Source organism: Streptomyces sp. MMG1121, from assembly GCF_001280015.1.
Taxonomy (GTDB): domain Bacteria; phylum Actinomycetota; class Actinomycetes; order Streptomycetales; family Streptomycetaceae; genus Streptomyces.
The window spans coordinates 18,653-40,288 of sequence record NZ_LGDV01000238.1; the positions used below are offsets into that span (position 1 = coordinate 18,653).

A 21,636-nucleotide genomic window follows, 5' to 3' on the forward strand; every position below is an offset into this window, starting at 1 on the left:
CGCCAGGACCGGCACCACGGTCGCGTGGCCGGGGAAGGCAGCGGTCACCGCATGCTCGCACGGGGAGACACTTCGATGCCCAGCCGGCTGAGGGCGTAGGCCAGGGCGTCGGCGAGTGAGGCGCGGGTGAGGACTGAACCGAGATCGATGCCGAGTTGCACGATGGTCTGTGCGATAGCCGGACGGATGCCGGAGACGATGCACTCGGCGCCCATCAGCCGTGCCGCGGCCACCGTCTTCATCAGGTGCTGCGCGACGAGCGAGTCGACCGTGGGTACACCGGTGATGTCGAGGATCGCGTACCGGGCACGCTGGTCCACGATGCCCGCCAGCAGGGACTCCATGACGACCTGGCTGCGGGCGCTGTCCAACGTACCGATGAGCGGTACGGCGACGACGCCCTCCCACAGGCTGATAACAGGCGTGGTCACTTCGAGCAGTTGCTGCCGCTGCCGTGCGATCAGCTCCTCGCCCGAGTTCAGCGCCGCCTGCATCACCACCAGCCGCAGAGTGCCCATCAGGGCGGTCAACGCCAGCAGGCCCTCAGCCGCCTCAGGCGAGGAGGGATCGGAGAACTCAGCCAGCAGCAACTCAGCGACCGGCTCCCGCAGGGCGGCCACCTCGTCCGCGATCCGGGCCGGGCTCGAACCCGCCCGGGTCCGTGCACTGGACATACGTCCCAGCTGGTCGCGCACGCTGTCGAAGCCGGGCGAGGCGATGTCCTCCAGGCGTCCGGACGAGGCGACGTCGGACAGCGCGTCCACGACGGCTTTGCACGCGTCGACCGCTTCTTCGCGCGATACGGTGAACACAGTCCGGAAGAGCGGCGCATCGGCCCAACGCTGGGCGATCTGCTCCCGGCGGCGGTCCAGGACAGTTCCCAGTCGGCGCGCCGTCGACTCGACCGCCTCTTGCTCCGACACCTTCATCGTCTCCTCCGTACAGGGTCGCCGATCGACCGCGCCTGAGACGCAATTATTGCCTCATGGCAAACGTTAGCGTCGACGGTCTGGTGCAAACAACACGGAATCGCCACACCGAGACGGGCGACCGGGCGATTGCGGACTTCGGTCAGATTCCGCGCCAGTCGAGGCAGACGACGAGCGCGTCGTCGTCGGCAACCGAACGACCGCGGTGACCGGTCAATTCCCGGAGGATGGCGCGCGGGACCTCGGCAGCCGGCAGCAGCCGGGTGGCCTGGATAGCCCGGGCCAGCGCGACATCGCCGTACGCCTCACCCTTGGGATCGGCGACCGCATACACCCCATCACTGACGAAGACGAGCCGGTCACCGGCCTCCACCCGGAACTCCTGAACCACGTAGTCGGTCTCTTCGAACATGCCCAGCGGGAGCTGCGCCTCGAAGGTGACGCGTTCCACCGCGCCACCACGCAGCCGCAGCAAGCGCGGTGAGCCCGCGTCCACGACCTTGGCCCAGCCCGTGGTGAGGTCGAAGTCGAACATCAGCACCGACAGGTAGGATCGGCCCCGGTAGTGGGCGTACACCGCCTGGTCGGCCAGGGCAGCCTGGTCGTCGATGGCGAGCCCGGCGCGCCGGGCGTTGCGCAGCGCGTTGATGGCCAAGTTCGTCAGCAGGGAGGCTTCTATCCCCTCACCCATGCCGTTGGTGACGTACAGCATCAGGTGGTCGGCCGTAGCGGACCAGTCGAAGTTGTCACCGAAGATCCCGTACGCCGGCTCCAACTGCGCGGCCAGATCGTATTCCGGGCGGGAACAGGAGCGCCCTGGCAGCAGTTGCCACTGCATCTCGGCGGCCAACGTGAGTCGGTCCTTGCGCCGGGCCTGGAGGTAGATGTCGGTGTCCCGCTCCGCGACGACCACCTCGTGGCCGAGCACCTCCGCGATGTCGGAGAGCTCACCGAGCAGGTCCTGGACCCCGCTGTCGGGCGGCAGGGTCACGGACAGCACGCCCAGCCGGTCCCCGCGCACACTGACGGGAAGGTGCACCCGCGCACGCCCGTTGCGAGCTGCTTCGACGACCGGCTCCTGGGCACCGAAAGCGCGGCCCGCCACGCTGTTGTGCACGGACACCGGCTTCACGGTCTGCGGCAGCACCGTCACCGGTTGAAGCACCGTCAGGCCGTAGTCGGCCATCAAGAGGTCGACCGACTCCGCCCCGTACTGCTCGACCAGCACACGACGGACGGCGTCGAGCAACTCGTGGGGGGCCGCTGCACGCAAGGCGCGCTCAGCAATCACATATCTGTTCACGGTGGTAAACACACCAATCCTTCGGCAGACACTTACCGGCCTAGCTCGCGACGAGGCCGCTCGATAGCCGCGCCAAGCCGTCCAAACCGTCTGTTGCCGCTGCGGGCGCCTAGTACGCTGGCAACCGTCCCAGTGCCTGCGAGAGTGTGACAGTGGCCGCCTTCCGCCCCCGCCCGGAACCCGTCGAGGTCGCCCGAGTGACCGCGACGGCTGGAGAGTTGCTGGAAGTCCTGTGGGGCCGAGCCTCCACCGCGCCGGCGTCGGCGTCGCAGATGCGGGTGTTGCTGACCCTGGAGCACCAGGACGGCATCAACCTGCGCACGCTGTGTGACGCACTCGCCTCAGCGCCTCCCGCCACCAGTCGGCTCTGCGACCGGCTGGTCGCAGCCGGCTTCGTCGAGCGCGTGATCAGCAAGGCCGACCGGCGCGAGGTCCGGTTGCACCTCAGCAACCGGGGCCGCACCTTCCTCGACGAGTTGCGCACGCGCAGGGAGCATGAGCTGCAGGCGGTGCTGCAGCTCATGCCCTCCAGCAAACGAGCGGCACTGCTGGAGGGGTTGGAGGCGTTCTGCGACGCGGCGGCACTGCAGATACACGTGAACGGGGCGCAGCCCGGCAACCGCACGGCCTGAACGCCAGGTGGTGCAACCGAACTCCCCCACACCCCGGGGCTTCGGTGGCCAGCACGCGGAGCGGTCTCCGCCCACCGGAACATTCCACATCCTTCCCCGTGCGGTACGACACGGCTACTTTGTTGTCCTGGGGTCATTGTTGTCAAATGGCAATGAACGTCTTGAGGGCCTTCATGACTTCGGATACCCCCAGACCGCCGTGGGTCGACTGTTGGCCTCACCTCGACGTAGAACGCGTCTGATCTCGTCTCTTTCGGGTAGGCGGGCAAAGTGCCCATTGAGATCGGAGATGAGTGATCGTGCCCCCCTTCACGGAGGATGCGCACCCGTCCGCCGACAGTCCGCGCGCCGCCGAGGACGCACGCGGGATCACGCGGAACTTCCTGTCTGTGCTGGCGCCCGACGGCTGCAGCCAGGCGGAGGCGACACTCCTCACGGTGTCGGAACTCGTCACGAACGCCATCCAGCACGCCTGCGGAGTCACCGGCTTCGGGCTGCGGGCGGCCGAGGAAACCGTGACCGTCCACGTGGCGAACGCCAGCCCCGCCCCGCCCCGTAAGCGTGACACTCCGCCGTGGGAGCCCGGCGGATTCGGCTGGCCACTAGGTCGTTTCTGATGGCTCTTGCCGGGGTGGGTGGATCAGTTCGGCTGGGCAGGTGCGCCTCATGGCTCGGCGACATGAGCTCACGGACGCGCAGTGGCAGAGGATCGAGTCGTTGCTGCCTGCCAATGGCAAGCCCTGCGGGCAGTGGGCCGATCACCGCCAAGTGATCAACGGGGTGCTGTTCCGGGCCCGTACCGGGGTGCCCTGGCCTGACCTGCCTGAGCGATATGGCTCCTGGCAGACCGTCTACGAACGGCATCGCCGCTGGTCGGCGGACGGAACCTGGCGGCAGATCCTGGCCGGGTTACAGGTTGAGGCCGATGCCGCCGGTCCCGACGGGGCGCTGGCCAAGACGGTAGAGGCAGAGACCGCGCAGCGTCGGCTCAGCACGCGGCCGGGGCCCGTCACCGGCCGCCGCGCGACTTCCCGCGAAAGGGGGCGGTGCACGTGTGGAAGCCGATGGGCGGGAGGCACTGGGGCGCTCACGGGGCGGGCTGACCAGCAAAATCCACCTGCTGTCCGACGACCGGGCCCGCCCCCCCCGACCTGGCAGACCTCGCCGGGGCAACGAGGCGACATCCCCATGTTCATCCCCGTGCTGGACGGCTTGCACATCCGGCGGCGCGGACCTGGCCGGCCGAGCCGCCGTCCTGATCGCGTCCGCGGTGATAAGGCGTACTCCAGCCACGACAACCGCACTTATCTGCGACGACGAGGGATCGAGGCGGCCATCGCCCAGCCCGATGACCAGCATGCCAAGCGAAGGCGCAAGGGCCAGGCCGGAGGGCGTCCACCGGCCTTCGACAAGGCCCAGTACCGCCGCCGCAGTGCCGTCGAACGGTGCGTCAGCAAGTGGAAGCAATACCGGGCAGTGGCCAGCCGGTACGACAAACGCGACTGCATCTTCAACGGCACCCTGGCCGTCGCGGCGATCGTCATCTGGCTCCGCGACGTCGTTCACGAGCCATCAGAAACGACCTAGCGAAGGTCCTACGAATGTGACGGGCCTATGCGAGGCCGCGGAAGAGGTGCGTCTGTTACCGGCGCGTCGTCAGCGAGGAGGCCGCGTGGGTGGTCCGGGCGCGGAGCGGACATCACATGAGGCGACGCGGGTAGAGGAGCTGGGACCCGCAAGGAGCGCGGGCTGAGGAGGACGGTTTCGATGAGCAGTGCGGACAAGGCCGACTCAGTTGCATCCTGAGGAAGGCGGGTCATGGCTCATCGAGCTGCGGCCCGCCTTCCGCGCGCAGCCCCCCGGTGCGACAGCGGAGTCACGCGCGGCAGCGGACCGGCGAGGCAGTTGTGAGGATGCCCAGTCATTCCTGTGGGAAGTAGACGATCATGGATGATACTGATGGTTGTAAGAAAGAGTGGTGGGCGGCGCTGTGCCGCACCCCGGTGGCGGTCTGGAACGATGATGTCACTGACTGGGCCGCCGCTCTGACCTACTACGCCGTCCTCGCCCTGTTCCCCGTCCTGTTGGTGATTCTCTCGGTTCTGGGGCTGACCATGCCCGCTACGACGCCTGAGGTGATCGACCGGGTGACAGGGGTCGTCCCGGTCACCTCCCGCGGGCTGCTGCGCGGTGCTCTTCTGCAGATGGCCGCACAGTCGTCCGCGGCATGGATGCTGGTCTTCTTCGGCGTCGCGGGGGCGCTGTGGTCGGGCTGCAGCTATCTGAGTGTCTTCCGCAGGGCCCTGCACGCGATCCACCACGCCAACGCACACCGGCCGGCATGGCGCACCGCCCCGCGTATCATCATCACTGCGATCGTACTGATCAGCCTCCTGCTCACCACGACTCTCGCGCTGTTGGTGAGCGGGAGCCTGGCCAGGCGCCTGGGCCGGGCCTTCAACCTGGGCACCGTGCCTCAGACCGTGTGGGACGCGCTGCGCTGGCCCGTTCTGGCCGCGGTGGCGGTTGCCCTGGTCCTGGTGCTATACCGGTCAGGTCCCGCTCCCTCGAGACGGGTGCGGAAAATGGCGCCGGGTGGTGGGTTGGCCATCGTGCTTCTGCTGACCATCTCCCTCGGCTTCACCCTGTACGCCTCGCACGTGAGCACTTACCACCGTCTGTACGGTTCGCTGGCGGGCGTGGTGGTCTTTCTCATCTGGCTGTGGCTGTCCAACCTGGCCCTCTTGATCGGCGCTCAGTTCAACGTAGAGCTGGCGAAACCCGCCCCGCAGCGGTCGGCAGCGATTACTGCCTCAGCGTCGCCGACCCCACAGCCTCCCAGCTGATCGTCTATTTCATGACGGTGCGCCGGCTTTGTCTCAGCCTGTCCCTATGGCAGTAGTCAACAGCGGTCCAGCAAACGAGACATCGGTGCCGGGATGCGGCAGGCCCCAGGCATCTGCCTGCGCGCTGGGAGTGACCTGCGATGGGATCGGCTCCGGTTTCAGCTGTTGAGTCCCTTGCGGTGGCTTCCGCCGCTGATGCCGATCTTGCGGGGCTGGGCTGCCGAGGGCGTAGGAGACGCTCAGATCGTCTTGCAGGCGCATGTTGCGGAACTCCAGCAGTCGCGTCCCGCCGTCCTTGTGCCGTACCGGAAAAGCCCCGCCCCAGCTCTCACCCGTGATCGAATTCGGTGTCAGCCATACGCGGCCTCCTTCGCCCGGTCCCGACAACGACGGTGGGGCTCCCCCCGTCTCTCGCAAGTCCGGGTGAGCGCGGGCTTCGTTCAGCGCAGACAAACGCCCCGGTGCCTTCGGGGCAAGCTCACGAGACGTGGCCAGGGCTGATCAGGAACGGCGGTCGGCAAGGTCGGCGGGAGCAGGCTCCAGGACTTGATCGAGGCCATGACAGCCCCGGAGCCTCCCGCACGATCCGCCGATGGGCGGATCGTGCGGTCCCGTCCATTTCGCCGGTGATGGCGGGGACCGTCGGCAGGCTTGTACCTGCTGGATTCCGAACGCACGAGCGGCAACAGTGACACGATTGCCGTCAACGACCAGCTTGCTGCTTTTGCTGACCGCCGATCACGCGCGCGGCGTCGTCGGTCCAACCAGCGGCCACCAGCGTGAACCGTCAATCGGAATCGACGCGTACCACCACGGCGTAGGAGCCCAGGCCAATGAGGCGGTCTCCGGAGATGTCGCCGAGAGCTGTGTAGAGCGTGCGGACCTGACCGGTCGTGTCGTCGAAGGCGATGTCCTTGACAGTACCGTGGGCGGTGCCGTTTTCGCACAGGACGTGGCGTCCAAGCACCTCTTGGTGAGCCGGGAAGCTGCTGTGGCCGCGGTCGGTGATGGCACGGGAGCGCACGATGACGGCGTCTCGTCCCATCCCTTCGATCGCGTTCCAGGCGATGGCGGCAGCGTGCTTCGGGGCTCCGGACAGACGCACGCAGGCGACGCTTCTGGTGTGCGCGTCGATGGTCAGGCCTTCCACTCGCCCCAGCGGTTCGGCCTCTTCGGCGGTGATCACGGGAAGGCCCTGGACTTGGGTGAACAGCATCATGCCTGGCCCCCTTCTCCGGCAGCGGCCGTGCCTGCGTACGGCTCGGCGTTGTGCGCGCGGAAGGCTTCGACCTGGGCGCTGAAACTGGGCAGGTCGTCGGCGACGAAGTGGCGGGCGTGAGCGGGGACCACCAGGGCCCGTCCGGAAACGGCCCGTGTCTCTCCGCGCGGGATGAACGCCTTCCGCTCCCGGTCGTCCAGGTTTTCGTTGGCGGCGATCTCGAAACCGATCACCCGTCCACTGTTGCCGGCCTCGATCACGACATCCAGGACCGTGCCGATCTCCGTCCCCTGATCCGTGAGGACGGGCGCGCCGATGACCTGGCCGTGTCCGGCTTCGTCTGCTCCCACGACCAAGTCCCGCTTCTCCAGGACCGCCTCACTGAGAATCATCACGGCGGACGGTCCGATGGCGTGCACTTCTGAGAAAGGCAGGCTCTCCTTGAGGGGGCCTGCCAGCAGGCCGCGCCCGCTCAGAGTGAAGCCGGTGATCCGGCCCGCCTGAGGGTCGAAGACGGTGTCCCGAATCTGGGCGACGGCCTCGCCGCCCAGCGTCACGACTACCCGTTTGGTCAGTTCCGAGGCCAGCATGAGTGTGATCACCGGGGACCCTCCCGGCTGGGCCGGTTGCCCGTACGTACCGCGATCACCGTGCCGCTGCGGCGTCTGGCCTGAACCGTCAGCGTCGCGGCGGTGAGCAAGCCCACCGCCGCGATGACGAAGACCATCCAGCTCCACCACTCCATCGCCGAGTTCCTCCTACCGTCCGTCTTCGCCGCCGGCCGTCGTTCTGTCCGGCGGCCCCTCAGCTATCCGTTTGCCCGCAGTACGGGTTCGCACGCCTTCCGCGGTAGGGGTCGGCGGACCAGGTCACCCCTGGGAGTGACTCCGCCGGGGCAGGCGTACGACAGTGGCGAAGAACTCGCCGATCTGGCGTACGGCGGCGATGTACTGGTCGAGGTCGACGGGCATGGTGACGTAGGCGTTGGCTTGTAGCTTGTAGCTTGTAGCTGTGCAGGATGTCTTCTTCCTTCGAGGACGTCGTCAAAACGACCACCGGAACGTGCACGAGATCCTCGTCGGACTTGATGCGTTCGAGCGTCTGACGGCCGTCGTGCTGATCTTCTTGCGGAGCGCCAGACCGATGCCGGTGCAGGAGTAGGCCGTCTCCCCCGCGCGGTCGCTGGAAGACGGCGAAAACCTTCTCTGCGAACCCCGGCAGCAACTCGGCTGCGTCGAACCGCACTTGCTACCGCCGGACCCGCTGCTTCGCGGTGAGGAGAACCCCAACGGGATACCGCATGCCCCAAGGGAGACACCCACCAGCGAGATCACCGTCACCCAGGGCCGAAAGCCTCAGTAGCGAGGTGCCGGTGGCGGAGGGGAGCCGAAGCCGCGATCCGGCTGACGCATACTCGTCGGGCGTGACCGACACCCTGATTGGGTGGCCCGTTGAGGGGTATCCGTGGCTCTGCCGCGCCGCACCTGGGGAGGTTGTGGCGCGGTTCCGACCTCTGCCCCGTCGTTTCCCACCGATGGCGACGAGCCAGAGGTCTTCCGTCGCCCTGTACAGAGCAACGCATCAGGAGCGCTCCAGCGCCGTCCAAGAGCGGTTCGTCCGCGCCTGGACGCCGCCCCTGAGCGCCAACAAGCCGCGACGCCGGAAGGGGCTGTATGACCGACGTGGAGGTGGCGGACACCGACAGCAGCAGACCCTGCCCACCCGAGGCGGCCTCCGCGGGGGCCCGGTGGCGGGCGTGGCTTCTGCAGGGGCTGAGTGAGCGCACGGCCCGCCACCCCGGTCCGCACCCCGAACGGCCCGACGGTATCAAGATCGCAGCGATCTTCATCCTGGCGATCCTGACCACGTCGTTCGGATCGCGTGTGCCCCGGGCCTTCGAACTGCGCGTAACGGAGGTACGTCTGGATGCGGAGGCACGGCGTATCGTCGATCGGGCCGCCGCGGGTCGACCACTGCAGCTGATCGCCCACAAGCCGCCGGGGCGCCACCTGCAGCCCTCGGAGCGCATCCCGCATGGGCTCACCCGCGCCCCCATCAGCGGACCGCCTCTCTTCCTCGAAGTGTCTGTGCAGGATTCGTCGGACTTCACGGCGGATGTCACCGTCCACGGCACCGAACCGGACGGAGCGGCCCGGCTCACGATGCAGAGTCCGGCGGTCCCCAACACCATCGCGGCGATCCTGCTGGCGTTGCGGGACCGCACAGGCGAGGTTCCGCATGTGTACTTCAACTGGTCCGAGGGCGGGCCGGTGAGCCGTCTGCTCCGCTTCCTGGTCTTCGGCGGCGGTGAGGTGGCCACGGTCACCCGTGAGGTGCTGCGCCGCGCCGAGCCGGACCCGGAGCGGCGGCCGCGGGTCCACGTGAGTTGAGTTCAACCGTCCTGGTGAGCCCGGAGGACGAGCATGGAGTGGGCCTCGACCTCCACCTCGCTGCCGCCCTTGATCAGCGGCCGATACTCGGTGTACGGGATGGCGGTGTCCACCTCCACCGCCCACCACGGATCGAGCCCTTCGGGAACGGTGAAGCCGAGGGCCTGGCTGTGGGCGTTGAAGAGCAAGAGGAACGAGTCGTCCTCCACGCGTAGGCCCCGCAGGTCGGGTTCCGTGATGGCCTTGCCGTTGAGATGGACCATCAGGGACCTGGCGAAGCCGGTGTGCCAGTCAGTCTCGGTCATCTCGCTCCCGGTGGGGGTGAACCAGGTGATGTCCTTCACCGCCTCGCCGGATACGTGCGCTGCCCGTCCCCTGAAGAAGCGTCGCCGACGGAAGACGGGGTGCTCGCGGCGCAGCGCGATCAGTGTGCGGGTGAAGTCGAGCAGTTCACTGCCTTCGGCGACGTTCGGCCAGTCGATCCAGGTCAGCTCGGTGTCCTGGCAGTAGGCGTTGTTGTTGCCGTGCTGGGTCCGGCCGAGTTCGTCGCCGTGCAGCAGCATCGGCACGCCCTGGGAGAGCAGCAGTGTGGTGAGGAGGCTGCGCTGTTGACGAGCGCGGAGCGCGAGGATGTCGCGATCGTGGGTGGGGCCTTCGGCGCCGCAGTTCCATGACCGGTTGTGGTTCTCGCCGTCGCAGTTGTCCTCGCCGTTGGCCTGGTTGTGCTTGCCGTTGTACGAGACGAGGTCGCGCAGGGTGAAGCCGTCGTGCGCGGTGACGAAGTTGACCGAGGCGTAGGGCCGGCGGCCGTCGTTCTGGTACAGGTCGGAGGAGCCGGTGAGGCGGGAGGCGAACTCGCCGAGTGTGCCGCCCTCGCCCCGCCAGAAGTCGCGTACCGTGTCGCGGTACTTGCCGTTCCACTCCGTCCACAGCGGCGGGAAGTTGCCGACCTGATAGCCGCCGTCGCCGACGTCCCAGGGCTCGGCGATGAGTTTCACCTGGGAGATGACCGGATCCTGCTGGACGAGGTCGAAGAAGGACGAGAGCCGGTCCACCTCGTGGAACTGGCGGGCCAGGGTGGCGGCCAGGTCGAAACGGAAGCCGTCGACGTGCATCTCGGTCACCCAGTACCGAAGCGAGTCCATGATCAGCTGCAGGGTGTGTGGGTGGTTCATCCGCAGGCTGTTGCCCGTGCCGGTGGTGTCCCAGTAGAAGCGCGGATCCTCCTGGGACAGGCGGTAGTATGCCGCGTTGTCCAGTCCACGGAGCGACAGAACGGGCCCGAGGTGGTTTCCCTCGGCGGTGTGGTTGTAGACGACGTCGAGGATGACCTCGATGCCCGCCTCGTGCAGGGCCTTGACCATCGACCGGAACTCCTGCACCTGCTCGCCCCGCTGCCCCGACGAGCAGTAGGCGTTGTGCGGGGCGAAGAAGCCGATGGTGTTGTACCCCCAGTAGTTCGACAGCCCCCGCTCCACCAACGCGTGGTCCTGGACAAACTGGTGGACCGGCATCAACTCGACTGCGGTGACACCGAGTTTGACGAAGTAGTCAAGCATGGCCGGGTGCGCCAGTGCGGCGTACGTGCCGCGCATCGCCTCCGGTATCGCCGGGTGGGCCTTCGTCATGCCCTTCACATGGGCCTCGTAGATGACGGTCTCGTGATACGGGGTCCGTGGCGGGTGGTCACTGCCCCAGTCGAAGAAGGGGTTCACCACCACCGACTTCGGTGCGTACGGCGCGGAGTCCAGGTCGTTGCGCCGACCCGGAGCATCGAAGTGGTAGGGGAACAGCGCCTCGTTCCACTCGACCTCACCCTCGATCGCCCTGGCGTAAGGGTCGAGCAGCAGCTTGCCCGGGTTGCAGCGCTCACCACGCTCGGGCCGGTACGGTCCATGGACGCGGAGCCCGTAGCGCCGTCCTGGGCCGACGTCCGGCAAGTAGATGTGGTGGACGAAGCCATCCACTTCCTTCAGGGTGACGCGCTCCTCGGCACCGTCCTCATCGAATAGACACAGCTCCACGTGCTCCGCCACTTCGGAGAACACAGCGAAGTTCGTCCCGGCACCGTCGAAGGCCGCGCCCAATGGCGACATCTGTCCCGGTCGCGGGCCTACCTCGGTGCTTTCCTGCCAGATACGCACGTCACGCCTCTCCCCAACGCGGATCGTGGGCAGGGCAGCCCCGCCTTGTCAGTTCCCTTTTGCCCACGTCACCGATGAGCATGCGCGTTGCGGGCCCTGTACGACCAAGGGATGACGTGTATGGCGTCGCAGCACATCGTTGACGCACGTCCAAGTGACTCGCCTCAGTGGCGGAGTCTGCTCTCCAGCGCGAGGGTGAGACGCCAGGGCAGCAGCTGTTTCAGTGCGCTCGGGCTGCTGCCCGCAAGCCCTCCGGGATAGTGCCCGAGGGAGCGGGGACTGCTCGAAGCGCCCTCCGGGTGGACAGAGGCGTCTCGGAGCTGCGAGTCAGGACGGCGCATCCTCAGCATCATGCTGAGGTGTAGGCCACTGCCAACGCCGCCTTGGTCGAGCCCTGCTGATCAGAGCGGCGAGCGGCTACGCGGCACCCACGTCAAGGGGCACACAGCGCCGTACAGCTGGTTGAACGTGTCCCGCAATACCGGGCGGTCCGGCGGTGCGGCGGTCACCAGTGTCTGCTCCAGAAGCTGCCGGCGGCGCTGACGTGTCGCTTCTAGCACACCCTTTCCGGCGCCAGTGAGAGAGAACTCGCCGGACGGTAGGCGCCGTACCAGCGTGCGCTGAACCAAGTGGTCGAGCAATCGGGTCGCCCACGAGGCGCTGACGCGCAGGTCCCCGGCAATCCGGTCAGGATCGGTTGGCTGGGTGCCCAGAGCGAGCAGAATGCGCATCTGCCCCTCAGAAACCGTGGGGGCGACGTCCTCATGAGCCTGCTGCCACAGCTTGATCATCGCTTCGGCAACGTGTTCCGCAGCGGGACTCGCTTCGGCGCGTTCGGGTTCCACTGACATGGCTTTCCCCTTCCTCGATGCCGTCGGGTACGCGCTTACCCGCCCGACGGGTCATCAGCCCCGTCTCTCCGTTCGAAAAGGCTGTGAGCTGGGACAGGAAGTAAATAATATGCAGAATTTCTCGGTCATCCGGGTGATGCGGTCTGCGGTGCTGATATTTCCCCCTTCCTCGAATTTCCGTTGAAGTGCCCTGCAAGGTCTGACACGGCATCTTCCGCAGCCTCGTAGGCGTCAAGAATCCTGGCGACACCGGTGAGCTTCAGAAGTTGTCGTAACTGCACCTGCACCCTGACCAGCGCCGACCTCGCACCGGTTTCATGCGCATGCCTGCCGACGGGCCGCCAGAAGGGCATTCAGCCCCGCCGAATCGCAGAACGGGACACCGGCGAGGTCCAGCACGAATGAACTGTTCATCGGAATCGATGAGGTTTCAGAACTCGGTTCGAAATGTCGGGCCGGTTCGTCTCCGTCGACGGCCGCCGTACCTGGACGGCGCCTTGCGAGACCGCACCAACATCGACCTGGTGGCCGGCACCTACACCATGGTGGTCATCGATCCCCCCGCCCAACGCCCCCCGCCCCTGCCCTCGACCGAGGGCGCTCACCTCGTGGCCCCAGATTCGGCCGCTGTGCTCCTGGTGGACGCCTAGCAGGGCGACCCTGAAGCGTGGACAGCGGCCTACCGGGGCGGCGAGGCCCAAGCCAGCACAGCAGCTGAAAAACTGCGCGCACTGGTGGCCTGCCACGGACCGCGGCTGCGGACTCCAGGTCGCCCTGCGCCCACTCTTGTGCATCTTGGACGATGCGGGGAGATCGCCCGAGCCTGTCTGCGGGGCGTACTGAGCAGGGGTGGCGAGATCCAAAGAGCGCAACCAGCGGTCAGAAATCTCTGCGGCGGGATGGTCAGCTCGCCTTCTTGGCGAGTTCGGCGAGGAACACGGCGAGGCCGCCGCCGAGCTGCTGCGCGGCACTGCGGCATTCGGCCGGCGCCGAAGTCGTAGAACCGTGCCCACTGCGGCTCGACCGCGATACGCGCCATCTGGTGGTACATGGCCCGGCAGTTCCGCTCGAACTCGGCCGCGTACTCGGCGTCGAGGTTCTTCCGCGGGGCCGCGAGGCACTCCGGAACCACCCCGTCGACGATGGTGAGGTGCACGACGCCGCGCACCGACAGCGCCTTGGCCGAGCTGTCCCCGGCGTCGATGGCCAGGGCAACCTCGGGGCGAGCGGACAACGCTCTCACCTTGGGCGCCGTGGCCGCGGTGGACATGACGATCTCGTCGCCGGTCCAGAAGATCCCGATCGGGACGACGTGTGGCCGCCCGTCGAGCCCGTGCTCAGCGAGGCCAGGAAGATCCGACGGAAGTGGAACACCCGCACCAGCCGGGACACCGTGCGCAACCTGGAGGCCATCGCCCAGGATCTGATTCTCGCTCCGGTGATGGCTTCCTACCGTCGCGTGATGGCTTCCTACCGTCGCGGCGACTTCGCTCGGTGGTCTGGCCACATCGCGGTCGACGACACTCCGGTTCCGGTCTGGGGCAAAGAGCCGGACTACCACCAGGACCGGGCCTCGCTTGAGATCACCGCCGGGATGTACGTGAAGGGAGGAACGCGGAAGAAGTCGGGGCCCGGCGGCAAAGCTGCGGCCTCCATGAACACTGGCACCCGGCGCGGCACGGCAAACAAGCCCGTGCCTCGCAAGACCAAGTCGGCACGGGAGAAGACGGCCAAGGCGCCGGAGAAGAGGGAGTTCCGCTACACCATGATGGCCGCGTGCCCGGGCCATGGCCATGGCGACCTCGCCGGCGCCTACCCGGCGGTCTGCCTCGGCATGATCCTTCACACCCCCGGCACCGAGCCCGGCCCGGCCGCCCTGCGCGCCATCCAGCCGGCCTTCGAACGAGGCCTGGTCAAAGACCTGTTCTGTGCCGACCGGGGCATCACCCAGACCAAGCCTCACAACCTGCATCTGCAGCTGCTCAGACTCGGCCTCAACGCGGTGAAGCACTACAACGACGACAAGGTCGACCGGCAGGGAGTGTTCCGCGGTATGCAGCTGGTCGGTGGCGAGTTCACTGCCCTCTGATGCCCACCCCGCTCATCACTGCGGGCGCCATATACATCGACAGCCGCACGGACGAGGACCGCGCCCAGGCACTCAACTCCGCATCACGACCGACCGGTGTGGCGATGGGAGGCGGGTTGGCAGTGACGATGAAGAACACCGTGGTGGCTGTCCAGGCCAAGCTGCTGGAGGAGGCCCGCGTGCTCACCATTCCCGGGCGCGGTTTCGGGCCGGGCGGCGAGGGATACGTCCGCCTCACGGTGTGCGCCGGAACCGACCTGATCCGCGAGGCCGTACGGCGCATCACCGCCGTCAACTGGTAGCGCCTGAATCCGCTCGTCGCGACGATGGCATCACGTGGCACAGCGCAGATCCAGGCCGGCGCCTGGTCCGAGGAGCCGAGAGCGCGTTCCTGTCAGGGTCTTCATGCACGGTGTGCGTGGACACCTCAACGGTGGGTAGGTACGAGAGCCGGTGGCTGTGGGACCGCGCCGCAGCGGCTCATCCGCCAGGGCGTGTCGGCGTCCGCCCGCCGGCAGCCGCCGATCATACTGGCGGCAAAGTGACCCGACCGCGCGAACGGAGCCGGAGAACGGCGATGACCCAGCCATTACCCGCGCCTGAGGCCGACCGTCAATCTGTGACCGGCAAAGTCCCCGAAGATCTGCTGCGCATGAGCGATCTGGACCCACCGACCCTGACAGAGCTGCTGGATCTGGCGGAAGCCATGAAGCAGGAGCCAATGGGGTGGGAGCACGACCTGCGAGGGGGCGCCATCGGATGTCTTTTCGAAAAGCCGTCGACCCGGACCCGCGTATCCCTGGCCGTGGCCGCCCATCGCCTCGGCATGGCGGCCATCGTGCTGAACCGCCAGGAACTGCAGCTCGGCCATGGCGAGACCATCTCCGACACCGCCCGCGTCCTGTCGTCCTATCTCGACGCGATCACGGTGCGCACCTTCGCCCACACCACGGTGGAGCAGTTGGCCGATGCCTCGACGGTGCCGGTCATCAACGCGTTGTCCAACTCCCACCACCCGTGCCAGTCCCTCGCCGACCTCCTCGCGCTGCGCGAGCACTTCAACACCCTGACCGGGATGACCGCGGCCTTCATCGGGGACGGCACAAGCAATACGTGCAACTCGTTCCTCGCGGCGTGCGCGGCCTCCGGCATGCACCTCACCATCGCCACCCCGCCCGGCTACGAGACGGACCAGAACATCCTCGGCGAGGCCCGTGAACTGATGGCACGAACGGGCGGTTCCGTGTCGCTCACGACCGAGCCCATCGAAGCCGTCGGCGCCGCGCAGGCCGTCTATGCCGAGGTATGGATCCCCATGGACAGACCCCACGAACACGTGCAACGGGCAAAACACCTGGCTGCCTACCGCGTCGACGACGCCCTGCTCGCCCATGCTCCCCGCGAGGCGGTGGCCATGCACTGCCTACCCGCCGTCCGCGGGCAGGAGATCACCTCAGAGGTGCTCGACGGCCCCCGATCCCTCGTGTGGCGCCAGGCGGAGAACCGGCTACCCACCGCCCAGGCGGTCCTGCACACCCTCATCACCACAGCCCGCCGACGCACAACCTGACCGCCGGGAGGGCCGCGGTCGCCGCGCTCGGCTCCAGCACCGACCTGGCTCGACCTCCCTGTTCAAACAGCATGGATCGTCACGCGGCCACGGCTCAGATACCGAGCGACCTCCGAGGAGTAATTGTCAAGAGCTGTGGATCAGGGCGAATCGAGTGGGATCATTCGCGTCATATGTTCCTGGGACTCCCTGCCCGTCTCCGAACAGACGCTGATGCGCCGGGCCATGTCCCAGGATCCCCTGACCGGGATGATCCAGACCTATGGCACGGCATTGCGCTGGGCACATGCCGAAGGGGCCCCGCCCCCGCGCAGCTACTCCGAGGCCGAGCAGCGGGCCCTGGTTCCGCTGCTCGGTGCCGTGGTCCAGGATCTCGTCGAGCGTGGTCTGGTCATCGTCCGGGAGCAGGCAGGCGTCTCTCCCGCCGTCTCCGACCCTGTCCTGACCGGGGGCGAGCTGCACGCCGTTCTCGCGGCTCCGGCCAACTGGCTCTGGGCGCCCAGGTCCTCCCGTTGTGTCTATCTCGCTGTTCCAGATGCCGTGCGTGAGCACTGGGGCAACGACGCGTACCCGGCGGCGGATACCAGTGGGCTTCCCGCCTGGGACGAGCTGAGCATGCCCCAGCGCGAAGTCCTGGTCTGCGCTGGTGAGGCCAGTGGCATGCTGACCGGGCCGTTCGGGATCTGGGAGGACCTGTCGAGCGATCTGCGTGGTGCGGAGCGTGTCGAGTGGGTCGACAGGCAGCTCGCCCCGCTGGTCCCCTTTGTTCGCGTTGGGTGGATTGAAGTGCGGCACTACCCCGGCGCGGAGGATGACGCGTTCAGCGTGATCCCCCTCGACAGTCTCCACGGTGCTCTCGCTGATCCCGCTGTCCGGTACGAGGGTGACGACTGGGGCGTCGGTGTCGGCTGCGTGTTCACCGATCGCGGACTGGCTATCTGGCGTGCCAACTGGAGCCGCGACTGGAACAGACGCCTCACCCGGACTGACCAGGGACGGTCAGGCGGCGAACGCCGTGGGACGCTCGACGAGGTGGCCGCGTTCGAAGCGGGCTCCGGCGCGGACGAGGGCGACGAGGTGGGGGGCGTTCACCGCTCGCCAGCGGGCCTGGGCGGACTCAACCAGCTTGAAGACCACAGCCAGTCCGGCAGCCCGGCTGCCGGCCCCCTTGGTGACCTTCGTCCGTAGGCGCACCGTAGAGAATGTCGACTCGATGGGGTTCGTCGTTCGCAGGTGGATCCAGTGCTCGGCAGGGGAGTCGAAGAACGCCAGCAGTTCGGCCTCGTCGTCCGTGATCTTCTTGACGGCCTTGGGGTACTTCGCGCCGTACTGCCGGGCGAAGGTGGCGACGGCCTTGCGGGCCTGGTCCTTGTCCTCGGCGTTGCAGATGTCCTGCAAGGCGCGCTCGGCCGCGGGCTGGGCCGACTTCGGCAAGGAATCGAGAATAATCGAGAATATTTACGGTTTGTGGACCCAGCACCTTTGCTCGCGGGTCTCGGGGAACACCTCGGCCAACGCCTTCCAGAAGCCCAGCGCGCCGCTGCCGACGGCCAACACTGGGGCACGCATCCCACTGCGGGCGCAATCTCACAGCAGCCCAGCCCACGCCTCCGCTGATGCGCGGTATCCGTCGGCCAACGCGATCAACTCCTTGGTGCCGTCCGCCCGCACGCCGATCAGCACGAGCACGGCGGCCTTGGCCTCGTCCAGGCGAATGCGCAGGTGAATGCCGTCGGCCCACACGTACACGTAGTCCGTAGCGGACAGGTCGCGGTCCATGAAGACGGCGTGATCCGCCTGCCACTGGGCGGTCAAGCGCGTCACCATCGCTGGCGACAGCCCGGCACAGGATCCGAGGAACTGCTCCAGTGCGGGCACGAAGTCGCCAGACGACAAGCCGTGCAGGTAAAGCAGCGGCAGCACCTCACTGAAACAGATCCAGCGCGCCCTGCCCGAGACCAAGGTCGTCAAGTCCCTCGTCACCCAGGAACAGGACACCGTCGTCAACCCCAAGGCCACCGGCAACGGCTCTGCTGGAGTCCTACGGCTGGAGCGACATCCTCGACCTCTGCGGCCTGGTCGCCGCCCGCGGCATGGAGATGTACGCCCACATACACGCCGCCATCGGCATCGCCCTCGGCATGGGTACCCAATTCGGCGTCAAGATCGTCCGCTGACACTCCGCCCGCGCGGCCGCCGGGCCTGGCCACACACCCGGGCCCGCCCCAGCACTTCAGCGCCTCTGAGGAAACGGCCACCTCGTGAGACGTACCACCCCTACCACAGGGCGAGAGCGGTGGCGCAGCGCCAGGTCACACGGCTGCCTCATGACAGGAAGCACGAGAACCCACAAGGTCCGGCAGGCAAACCCGCACAGCCGACGACGGCAGCGGCGACACCAGCCACCCAGCTGGGCGAAAGGAAGCGGCTCGCGCCCGGAGCGCTCCGCCGGCTGGTCATCGTCCGCGGGGCAGCGGCAGGGCCGGTGGCGTTCGGCTGCCGGTTGTGCGCGGCACGACGGTCTGGGGCCGGGGCGCGGGTCGTGCAGTACGCGCGGCGGTGGGACCGGGTCTGTGTCAGGCATGCGCGATGGCAGTTGGACGCGGACGCCGACCAAGTCCTGGAGCATCTGGACCTGCGGGGTCTGCCGGAGGTCGTGGCCGCGCGGCGGCGATGGGCGGGGGTGGCACCTGGCGTATGCGGTGGTGTGCCGGTGGTGGAACCAGGCCCTGTACTGGGAGCGGAGAAGGTCTGGCCTCGTCGGCTGCACCAGGTCGCGGGCGGCAACGCTGGGAGTGACCTGGAGTGGTGGCGGATCGTGGGACGGGATGCGGTGATCTTCCCGCAGAGGTCGCCGGGAATGGTCTGTCTCCGAAGTGGCCGCGTAGGCATCCTCCAGTACCGACACCGCCGCCACGCGCTGCTGCTCGGTCAACGCCTGCCATGCCCGCAGGTCTCGAAGCACACCGTTCAAGCCGGAAGTGGACGAGCAGGATGATGCCGAGGACGATCATGGCCTCTCCCTCGGGGAGTTGGCCCCGGCTCCCCTGCCGACCGCGAAGGTTCGCAGGGGCGTTGAACAGGGCAACGGTCGGTTGCCTTGCTACTCCACGCGGTGCGGCTTGTGGCGGGCGACGTGTAGGCGGACCTCGGTGGGCGTGTCAGGGAGGCCGGTGGCACGACGTGCGGTGCACAGCGGGCCTTCGCAAAGCGCATCGAGAGTGGCACCGGGCGCGCCCTCGGGGGTGAGCGTGAGTGTGATGCGGGTGCGGTGGCGGGCAGGCCGGCCGGTGATGCGTACGGTCGTGTGGTCGACCCCCGGCAGGGCGCCGGTTTCGGTCGCGATCGCGTCGCTGAGTGCACGCTCGCGAAGTTCGACGCCCTTCTGCGGGGGTGTGCCGCCGACGGGCAGTGAGCCGGGGCGGCGTCGGCTCAGCTGGGCGAGCAGCCGCCACAGGGCGAGTAGGGCAGTGAGGACGAGGGCGGCGATGACCGCGGGCCACCACCACCAGCCCTGGCTGCTCCAGCGGGCCCGGTCGGCGGAGCCGAGCAGGACGTCGTCCGGGGAAGTCAGGGGCCAGCCGTCGGGCGGGACTAGATCGTGTCGCCGGTAAAGGTCGAGTCCGGAGAAGAGGATCAGCAGTCCGCCGCCGAGCAGAACCAGTCCGGCGAGGGCCAGCAGACTGCGGTTGCATACGGATCGCGGCGTCATGGTGCGGGCTCCGGTGCTGCGGTGTTCGGTCAGTCGGTGCGGCGCCGCAGGCGTACGACGACGCGGGGAGGACGGGCGAGGGCCAGCCGATCGCGTTCCTCGGCGAGGACGGCGGTGAGGTCGTCCTTCACCTGGCGGGGGTCACGGAAGCGGACGTCCGCGCGGGCTCGGATGCGGTGGCGGCCTACCAGGACGCGCGCCGAGCCAATTCCAGGGACTCGCATGGCGGCGTCACGCAGCAGGACGGCGGCACCGTCGCGGTCCAGAAAGGCCCGCACTCGGGGGCATCGGGCGGGGGAGCGCAGGGGCAGCCAGCGGCGCTGACCGGGAGTGAAGGCCAGGATCATCAGCCAGACGCCGACGGCGGCGGCCACGGCGGCTCCCGTCAGCATCCACACGTCGTCCACGGGGCGGGTGGCCAGTTCGTCGGCCAGGTGCCGTCGCCAGGCTGCTGCCGGACGTCCCGCCCGAACGGCGACGACGTCGACCAGCGCCGCGACCGCAGCCACGAGGATCACTGCGGCGACCACCGCCGCCGTGATGCGGCGCGCCGACCACTTGCGGTGGGTTCGGTGCCTTCTGTGGGGTTCACCGGGCGGGAGGTCGGAGGTAAGTACGTCGTGTTCGGGCGGGTCGGGCTCCTTCGTCGGAGGCATGGTGCCACGGTGCGAGGACGACGCGGAGCTGTGGCCCGGAGGGCCGGGATCGGATGTCATCGCGATCGCCCTTCCTCCACGGCGCGCCCGGCGCCCCGGGCCGCATGGCCGCTCACCGGACCCGCCCCCGGCTCCCATCGGCGGCGGTCACCAGCCGCCGTACCGTGAGGAGGACCTCGCCCACCCGCAAGCCGGTCAGCTGGGCCACCCGTTCGGCGACGTCCTGCTGGATCCGCTCACAGACATGGGGGATGTCGGTGGGGTAGGGCAGGTCCAGGGCCAGATGCAGCCGCACCGATCCGGTGTGGACGGCGGCGGAGGCGCTGGGTGCCGTCGGCCCGCCCCGGTCCGGCGGTATGGCGGCACGCCGGGACTGGGCCGTGCGTGCGGCCTGCTTGGCGATGCGCGCGACCACTCTGTCCGGGATGACGGTGGCGCCCCGCTCGGCCGGGGGCGGCAGGCCGGCGGCCGGCGGGCCCGACGCCTCGCTGGGAGAAGGGAGCCGGGTCTTCACCGCTGCCTCCATGTCCGGAGGTCGAGGTCGCCCTGCGCGACGAGGCCGACGATCAGCCCCGCCGCACCCAGGACCAGAACCAGCAGGAATGCCCAGAAGCCGCCGAAGTAACCGGCGAAGCCCAGGGCCATGCCAGCCGCGAGGCCCGTCGTTGCTGCTTTCATCATGCACTCACCTGTCTCGTTCAGGTACGTCGCCGTGAGCGCGGTCTCCCGCGCCCGTGCAGGGCCCGGCGGCGGATCACCTCACGCGGCCCTCGTCCGGTTCGGCCTCTTCCTCCTCGTCGGGGAGGTGGACGTCGTCGACGGCGATGTTGACCTCGACGACCTCCAGGCCCGTCATCCGTTCCACGGCGCTGATGACATTGGTGCGGACGTCGCCGGCGACGTCGACGATGGAGACGCCGTACTCGACGACGACGTCCAGGTCCACGGCGGCCTGGCGCTCGCCGACCTCGACCTTCACTCCTCGCGTGAGGGCTCCGCCTCCGCCTCCGCCTCCGGGGACGCGTTCGCGCATGGCACCGAAGGCGCGGGCCATCCCCGCTCCCAGGTTGTAGATGCCCGGTACCTCGCGGGCGGCCATGCCCGCGATCTTGGCCACCACGCCGTCGGCGATCGTGGTCTTCCCCCGTGTCTCAGCCGGAGCCCCGGCCCCGGTACGGCCCGTCAGCGCGCTCACGCCCGCATCGGGCTTGCCGCCCCCGCCGACGCTGGTGATGTTCTCCGTCATGGCGGTCGCCTCGATCGGTCGGTCGGACACCGGTGTGGCGCCCCTCGCA

General features: G+C 68.2%; 19 protein-coding genes and 4 pseudogenes. 9 read left to right on the top strand and 14 right to left on the bottom strand.

All coding sequences use genetic code 11. The annotated features are described in order from the left end of the window. Positions 1–44 precede the first annotated feature (44 nt). Both ADK64_RS36415 and ADK64_RS36420 read right to left on the bottom strand, forming a co-directional pair. Positions 45–929, bottom strand: coding sequence for an STAS domain-containing protein (locus ADK64_RS36415; RefSeq protein WP_053666365.1), 885 nt, complete (start codon positions 927–929; stop codon positions 45–47). A 142-nt stretch (positions 930–1,071) separates the two neighbouring features. Continuing rightward, positions 1,072–2,232, bottom strand: a complete 1,161-nt coding sequence (locus ADK64_RS36420; protein WP_053666366.1) for a PP2C family protein-serine/threonine phosphatase — start codon at positions 2,230–2,232, stop codon at positions 1,072–1,074. Between the two features lie 197 nt (positions 2,233–2,429). On the opposite strand from ADK64_RS36420, the gene ADK64_RS36425 reads away from it, so the two are divergent. The 4 genes and pseudogenes from ADK64_RS36425 (at position 2,430) to ADK64_RS36440 (ending at position 5,710) form a co-directional block, all read left to right on the top strand. After that, positions 2,430–2,864, top strand: coding sequence for a MarR family transcriptional regulator (locus ADK64_RS36425; RefSeq protein WP_053666531.1), 435 nt, complete (start codon positions 2,430–2,432; stop codon positions 2,862–2,864). A gap of 299 nt (positions 2,865–3,163) precedes the next feature. Continuing rightward, a complete protein-coding gene (locus ADK64_RS36430) occupies positions 3,164–3,481 on the top strand; it encodes an ATP-binding protein (protein WP_159046416.1) in 318 nt (105 codons plus the stop codon). Between the two features lie 49 nt (positions 3,482–3,530). Next, positions 3,531–4,451 (top strand): annotated as a pseudogene (locus ADK64_RS44065) (IS5 family transposase). Between the two features lie 359 nt (positions 4,452–4,810). Then, positions 4,811–5,710 carry a YihY/virulence factor BrkB family protein gene (locus ADK64_RS36440; RefSeq protein WP_053666369.1) on the top strand — a complete coding sequence of 300 codons (900 nt, stop codon included), beginning with the start codon at positions 4,811–4,813 and terminating at the stop codon, positions 5,708–5,710. 787 nt (positions 5,711–6,497) lie between these two features. Here ADK64_RS36440 and ADK64_RS36445 read toward each other — a convergent pair. The 3 genes and pseudogenes from ADK64_RS36445 to ADK64_RS36455 form a co-directional block, all read right to left on the bottom strand. After that, positions 6,498–6,929, bottom strand: a complete 432-nt coding sequence (locus tag ADK64_RS36445; RefSeq protein ID WP_053666370.1) for a hypothetical protein — start codon at positions 6,927–6,929, stop codon at positions 6,498–6,500. Continuing rightward, positions 6,926–7,531 carry a PRC-barrel domain-containing protein gene (locus tag ADK64_RS36450; RefSeq protein WP_107093193.1) on the bottom strand — a complete coding sequence of 202 codons (606 nt, stop codon included), beginning with the start codon at positions 7,529–7,531 and terminating at the stop codon, positions 6,926–6,928. Before ADK64_RS36450 ends, ADK64_RS36445 begins: the two co-directional genes overlap by 4 nt. Before the next feature lie 267 nt (positions 7,532–7,798). Continuing rightward, positions 7,799–8,048 (bottom strand): annotated as a pseudogene (locus ADK64_RS36455) (response regulator); the annotation flags it as partial. Between the two features lie 692 nt (positions 8,049–8,740). Here ADK64_RS36455 and ADK64_RS36460 point away from each other — a divergent pair. Continuing rightward, positions 8,741–9,319 (top strand): annotated as a pseudogene (locus ADK64_RS36460) (amino acid transporter); the annotation flags it as partial. A gap of 2 nt (positions 9,320–9,321) precedes the next feature. On the opposite strand, the gene glgX reads toward ADK64_RS36460, so the two are convergent. Both glgX and ADK64_RS36470 read right to left on the bottom strand, forming a co-directional pair. Beyond that, the gene (gene glgX / locus ADK64_RS36465) at positions 9,322–11,415 is read right to left on the bottom strand and encodes a glycogen debranching protein GlgX (protein ID WP_053666372.1); all 2,094 of its coding nucleotides are present in this window, start codon (positions 11,413–11,415) and stop codon (positions 9,322–9,324) included. A gap of 449 nt (positions 11,416–11,864) precedes the next feature. Further along, positions 11,865–12,314 carry a hypothetical protein gene (locus tag ADK64_RS36470; RefSeq protein ID WP_159046417.1) on the bottom strand — a complete coding sequence of 150 codons (450 nt, stop codon included), beginning with the start codon at positions 12,312–12,314 and terminating at the stop codon, positions 11,865–11,867. Positions 12,315–12,811: 497 nt separating this feature from the next. On the opposite strand from ADK64_RS36470, the gene ADK64_RS46325 reads away from it, so the two are divergent. Next, complete coding sequence (locus tag ADK64_RS46325) at positions 12,812–12,964, top strand: hypothetical protein (protein ID WP_159046418.1); 153 nt, start codon at positions 12,812–12,814, stop codon at positions 12,962–12,964. A 29-nt stretch (positions 12,965–12,993) separates the two neighbouring features. Here the strand turns inward: ADK64_RS46325 and ADK64_RS48800 are convergent, their stop codons facing one another. After that, positions 12,994–13,584 carry a hypothetical protein gene (locus ADK64_RS48800; protein WP_324614484.1) on the bottom strand — a complete coding sequence of 197 codons (591 nt, stop codon included), beginning with the start codon at positions 13,582–13,584 and terminating at the stop codon, positions 12,994–12,996. Between ADK64_RS48800 and ADK64_RS48805 the strand changes: the two genes are divergently transcribed. The 3 genes from ADK64_RS48805 (at position 13,465) to argF (ending at position 15,973) form a co-directional block, all read left to right on the top strand. Next, positions 13,465–14,403, top strand: coding sequence for a hypothetical protein (locus tag ADK64_RS48805; RefSeq protein WP_324614490.1), 939 nt, complete (start codon positions 13,465–13,467; stop codon positions 14,401–14,403). The genes ADK64_RS48800 and ADK64_RS48805 overlap by 120 nt on opposite strands. Then, positions 14,403–14,705, top strand: a complete 303-nt coding sequence (locus ADK64_RS36480) for a hypothetical protein (RefSeq protein WP_053666375.1) — start codon at positions 14,403–14,405, stop codon at positions 14,703–14,705. Before ADK64_RS48805 ends, ADK64_RS36480 begins: the two co-directional genes overlap by 1 nt. A gap of 317 nt (positions 14,706–15,022) precedes the next feature. Continuing rightward, entirely contained in the window at positions 15,023–15,973 is a 951-nt protein-coding gene (argF, locus tag ADK64_RS36485) for an ornithine carbamoyltransferase (protein ID WP_234384853.1), read from the top strand. 999 nt (positions 15,974–16,972) lie between these two features. On the opposite strand, the pseudogene ADK64_RS36490 reads toward argF, so the two are convergent. From ADK64_RS36490 to ADK64_RS36510, 6 genes and pseudogenes are all read right to left on the bottom strand, one after another. Beyond that, positions 16,973–17,902 (bottom strand): annotated as a pseudogene (locus tag ADK64_RS36490) (IS256 family transposase); the annotation flags it as partial. 1,174 nt (positions 17,903–19,076) lie between these two features. After that, positions 19,077–19,685: a hypothetical protein gene (locus ADK64_RS36495; protein WP_053666377.1), complete on the bottom strand. Its 609-nt coding sequence runs from the start codon at positions 19,683–19,685 to the stop codon at positions 19,077–19,079. A 29-nt stretch (positions 19,686–19,714) separates the two neighbouring features. Next, positions 19,715–20,341: a DUF6286 domain-containing protein gene (locus ADK64_RS36500; RefSeq protein WP_234384854.1), complete on the bottom strand. Its 627-nt coding sequence runs from the start codon at positions 20,339–20,341 to the stop codon at positions 19,715–19,717. A 112-nt stretch (positions 20,342–20,453) separates the two neighbouring features. Beyond that, positions 20,454–20,855 carry an Asp23/Gls24 family envelope stress response protein gene (locus ADK64_RS36505; RefSeq protein ID WP_053666378.1) on the bottom strand — a complete coding sequence of 134 codons (402 nt, stop codon included), beginning with the start codon at positions 20,853–20,855 and terminating at the stop codon, positions 20,454–20,456. After that, the gene (locus ADK64_RS46330) at positions 20,852–21,022 is read right to left on the bottom strand and encodes a hypothetical protein (protein WP_159046420.1); all 171 of its coding nucleotides are present in this window, start codon (positions 21,020–21,022) and stop codon (positions 20,852–20,854) included. The genes ADK64_RS36505 and ADK64_RS46330 overlap by 4 nt, the downstream gene beginning before the upstream one ends. Positions 21,023–21,095: 73 nt before the next feature. After that, positions 21,096–21,587: an Asp23/Gls24 family envelope stress response protein gene (locus ADK64_RS36510; RefSeq protein ID WP_053666534.1), complete on the bottom strand. Its 492-nt coding sequence runs from the start codon at positions 21,585–21,587 to the stop codon at positions 21,096–21,098. Positions 21,588–21,636: the final 49 nt, after the last annotated feature.

Coding starts and splice junctions, on each gene's coding strand:
- ADK64_RS36440 (WP_053666369.1), top strand. CDS start 4,811: ATGGATGATACTGATGGTTGTAAGAAAGAGTGGTGGGCGGCGCTGTGC.
- ADK64_RS36510 (WP_053666534.1), bottom strand. CDS start 21,587: ATGACGGAGAACATCACCAGCGTCGGCGGGGGCGGCAAGCCCGATGCG.
- ADK64_RS36480 (WP_053666375.1), top strand. CDS start 14,403: ATGCCCACCCCGCTCATCACTGCGGGCGCCATATACATCGACAGCCGC.
- ADK64_RS46330 (WP_159046420.1), bottom strand. CDS start 21,022: ATGATGAAAGCAGCAACGACGGGCCTCGCGGCTGGCATGGCCCTGGGC.
- ADK64_RS48800 (WP_324614484.1), bottom strand. CDS start 13,584: ATGTCCACCGCGGCCACGGCGCCCAAGGTGAGAGCGTTGTCCGCTCGC.
- ADK64_RS36495 (WP_053666377.1), bottom strand. CDS start 19,685: ATGACGCCGCGATCCGTATGCAACCGCAGTCTGCTGGCCCTCGCCGGA.
- ADK64_RS36445 (WP_053666370.1), bottom strand. CDS start 6,929: ATGATGCTGTTCACCCAAGTCCAGGGCCTTCCCGTGATCACCGCCGAA.
- ADK64_RS36415 (WP_053666365.1), bottom strand. CDS start 929: ATGAAGGTGTCGGAGCAAGAGGCGGTCGAGTCGACGGCGCGCCGACTG.
- glgX (WP_053666372.1), bottom strand. CDS start 11,415: ATGTCGCCATTGGGCGCGGCCTTCGACGGTGCCGGGACGAACTTCGCT.
- ADK64_RS36500 (WP_234384854.1), bottom strand. CDS start 20,341: ATGCCTCCGACGAAGGAGCCCGACCCGCCCGAACACGACGTACTTACC.
- ADK64_RS36470 (WP_159046417.1), bottom strand. CDS start 12,314: ATGTCAGTGGAACCCGAACGCGCCGAAGCGAGTCCCGCTGCGGAACAC.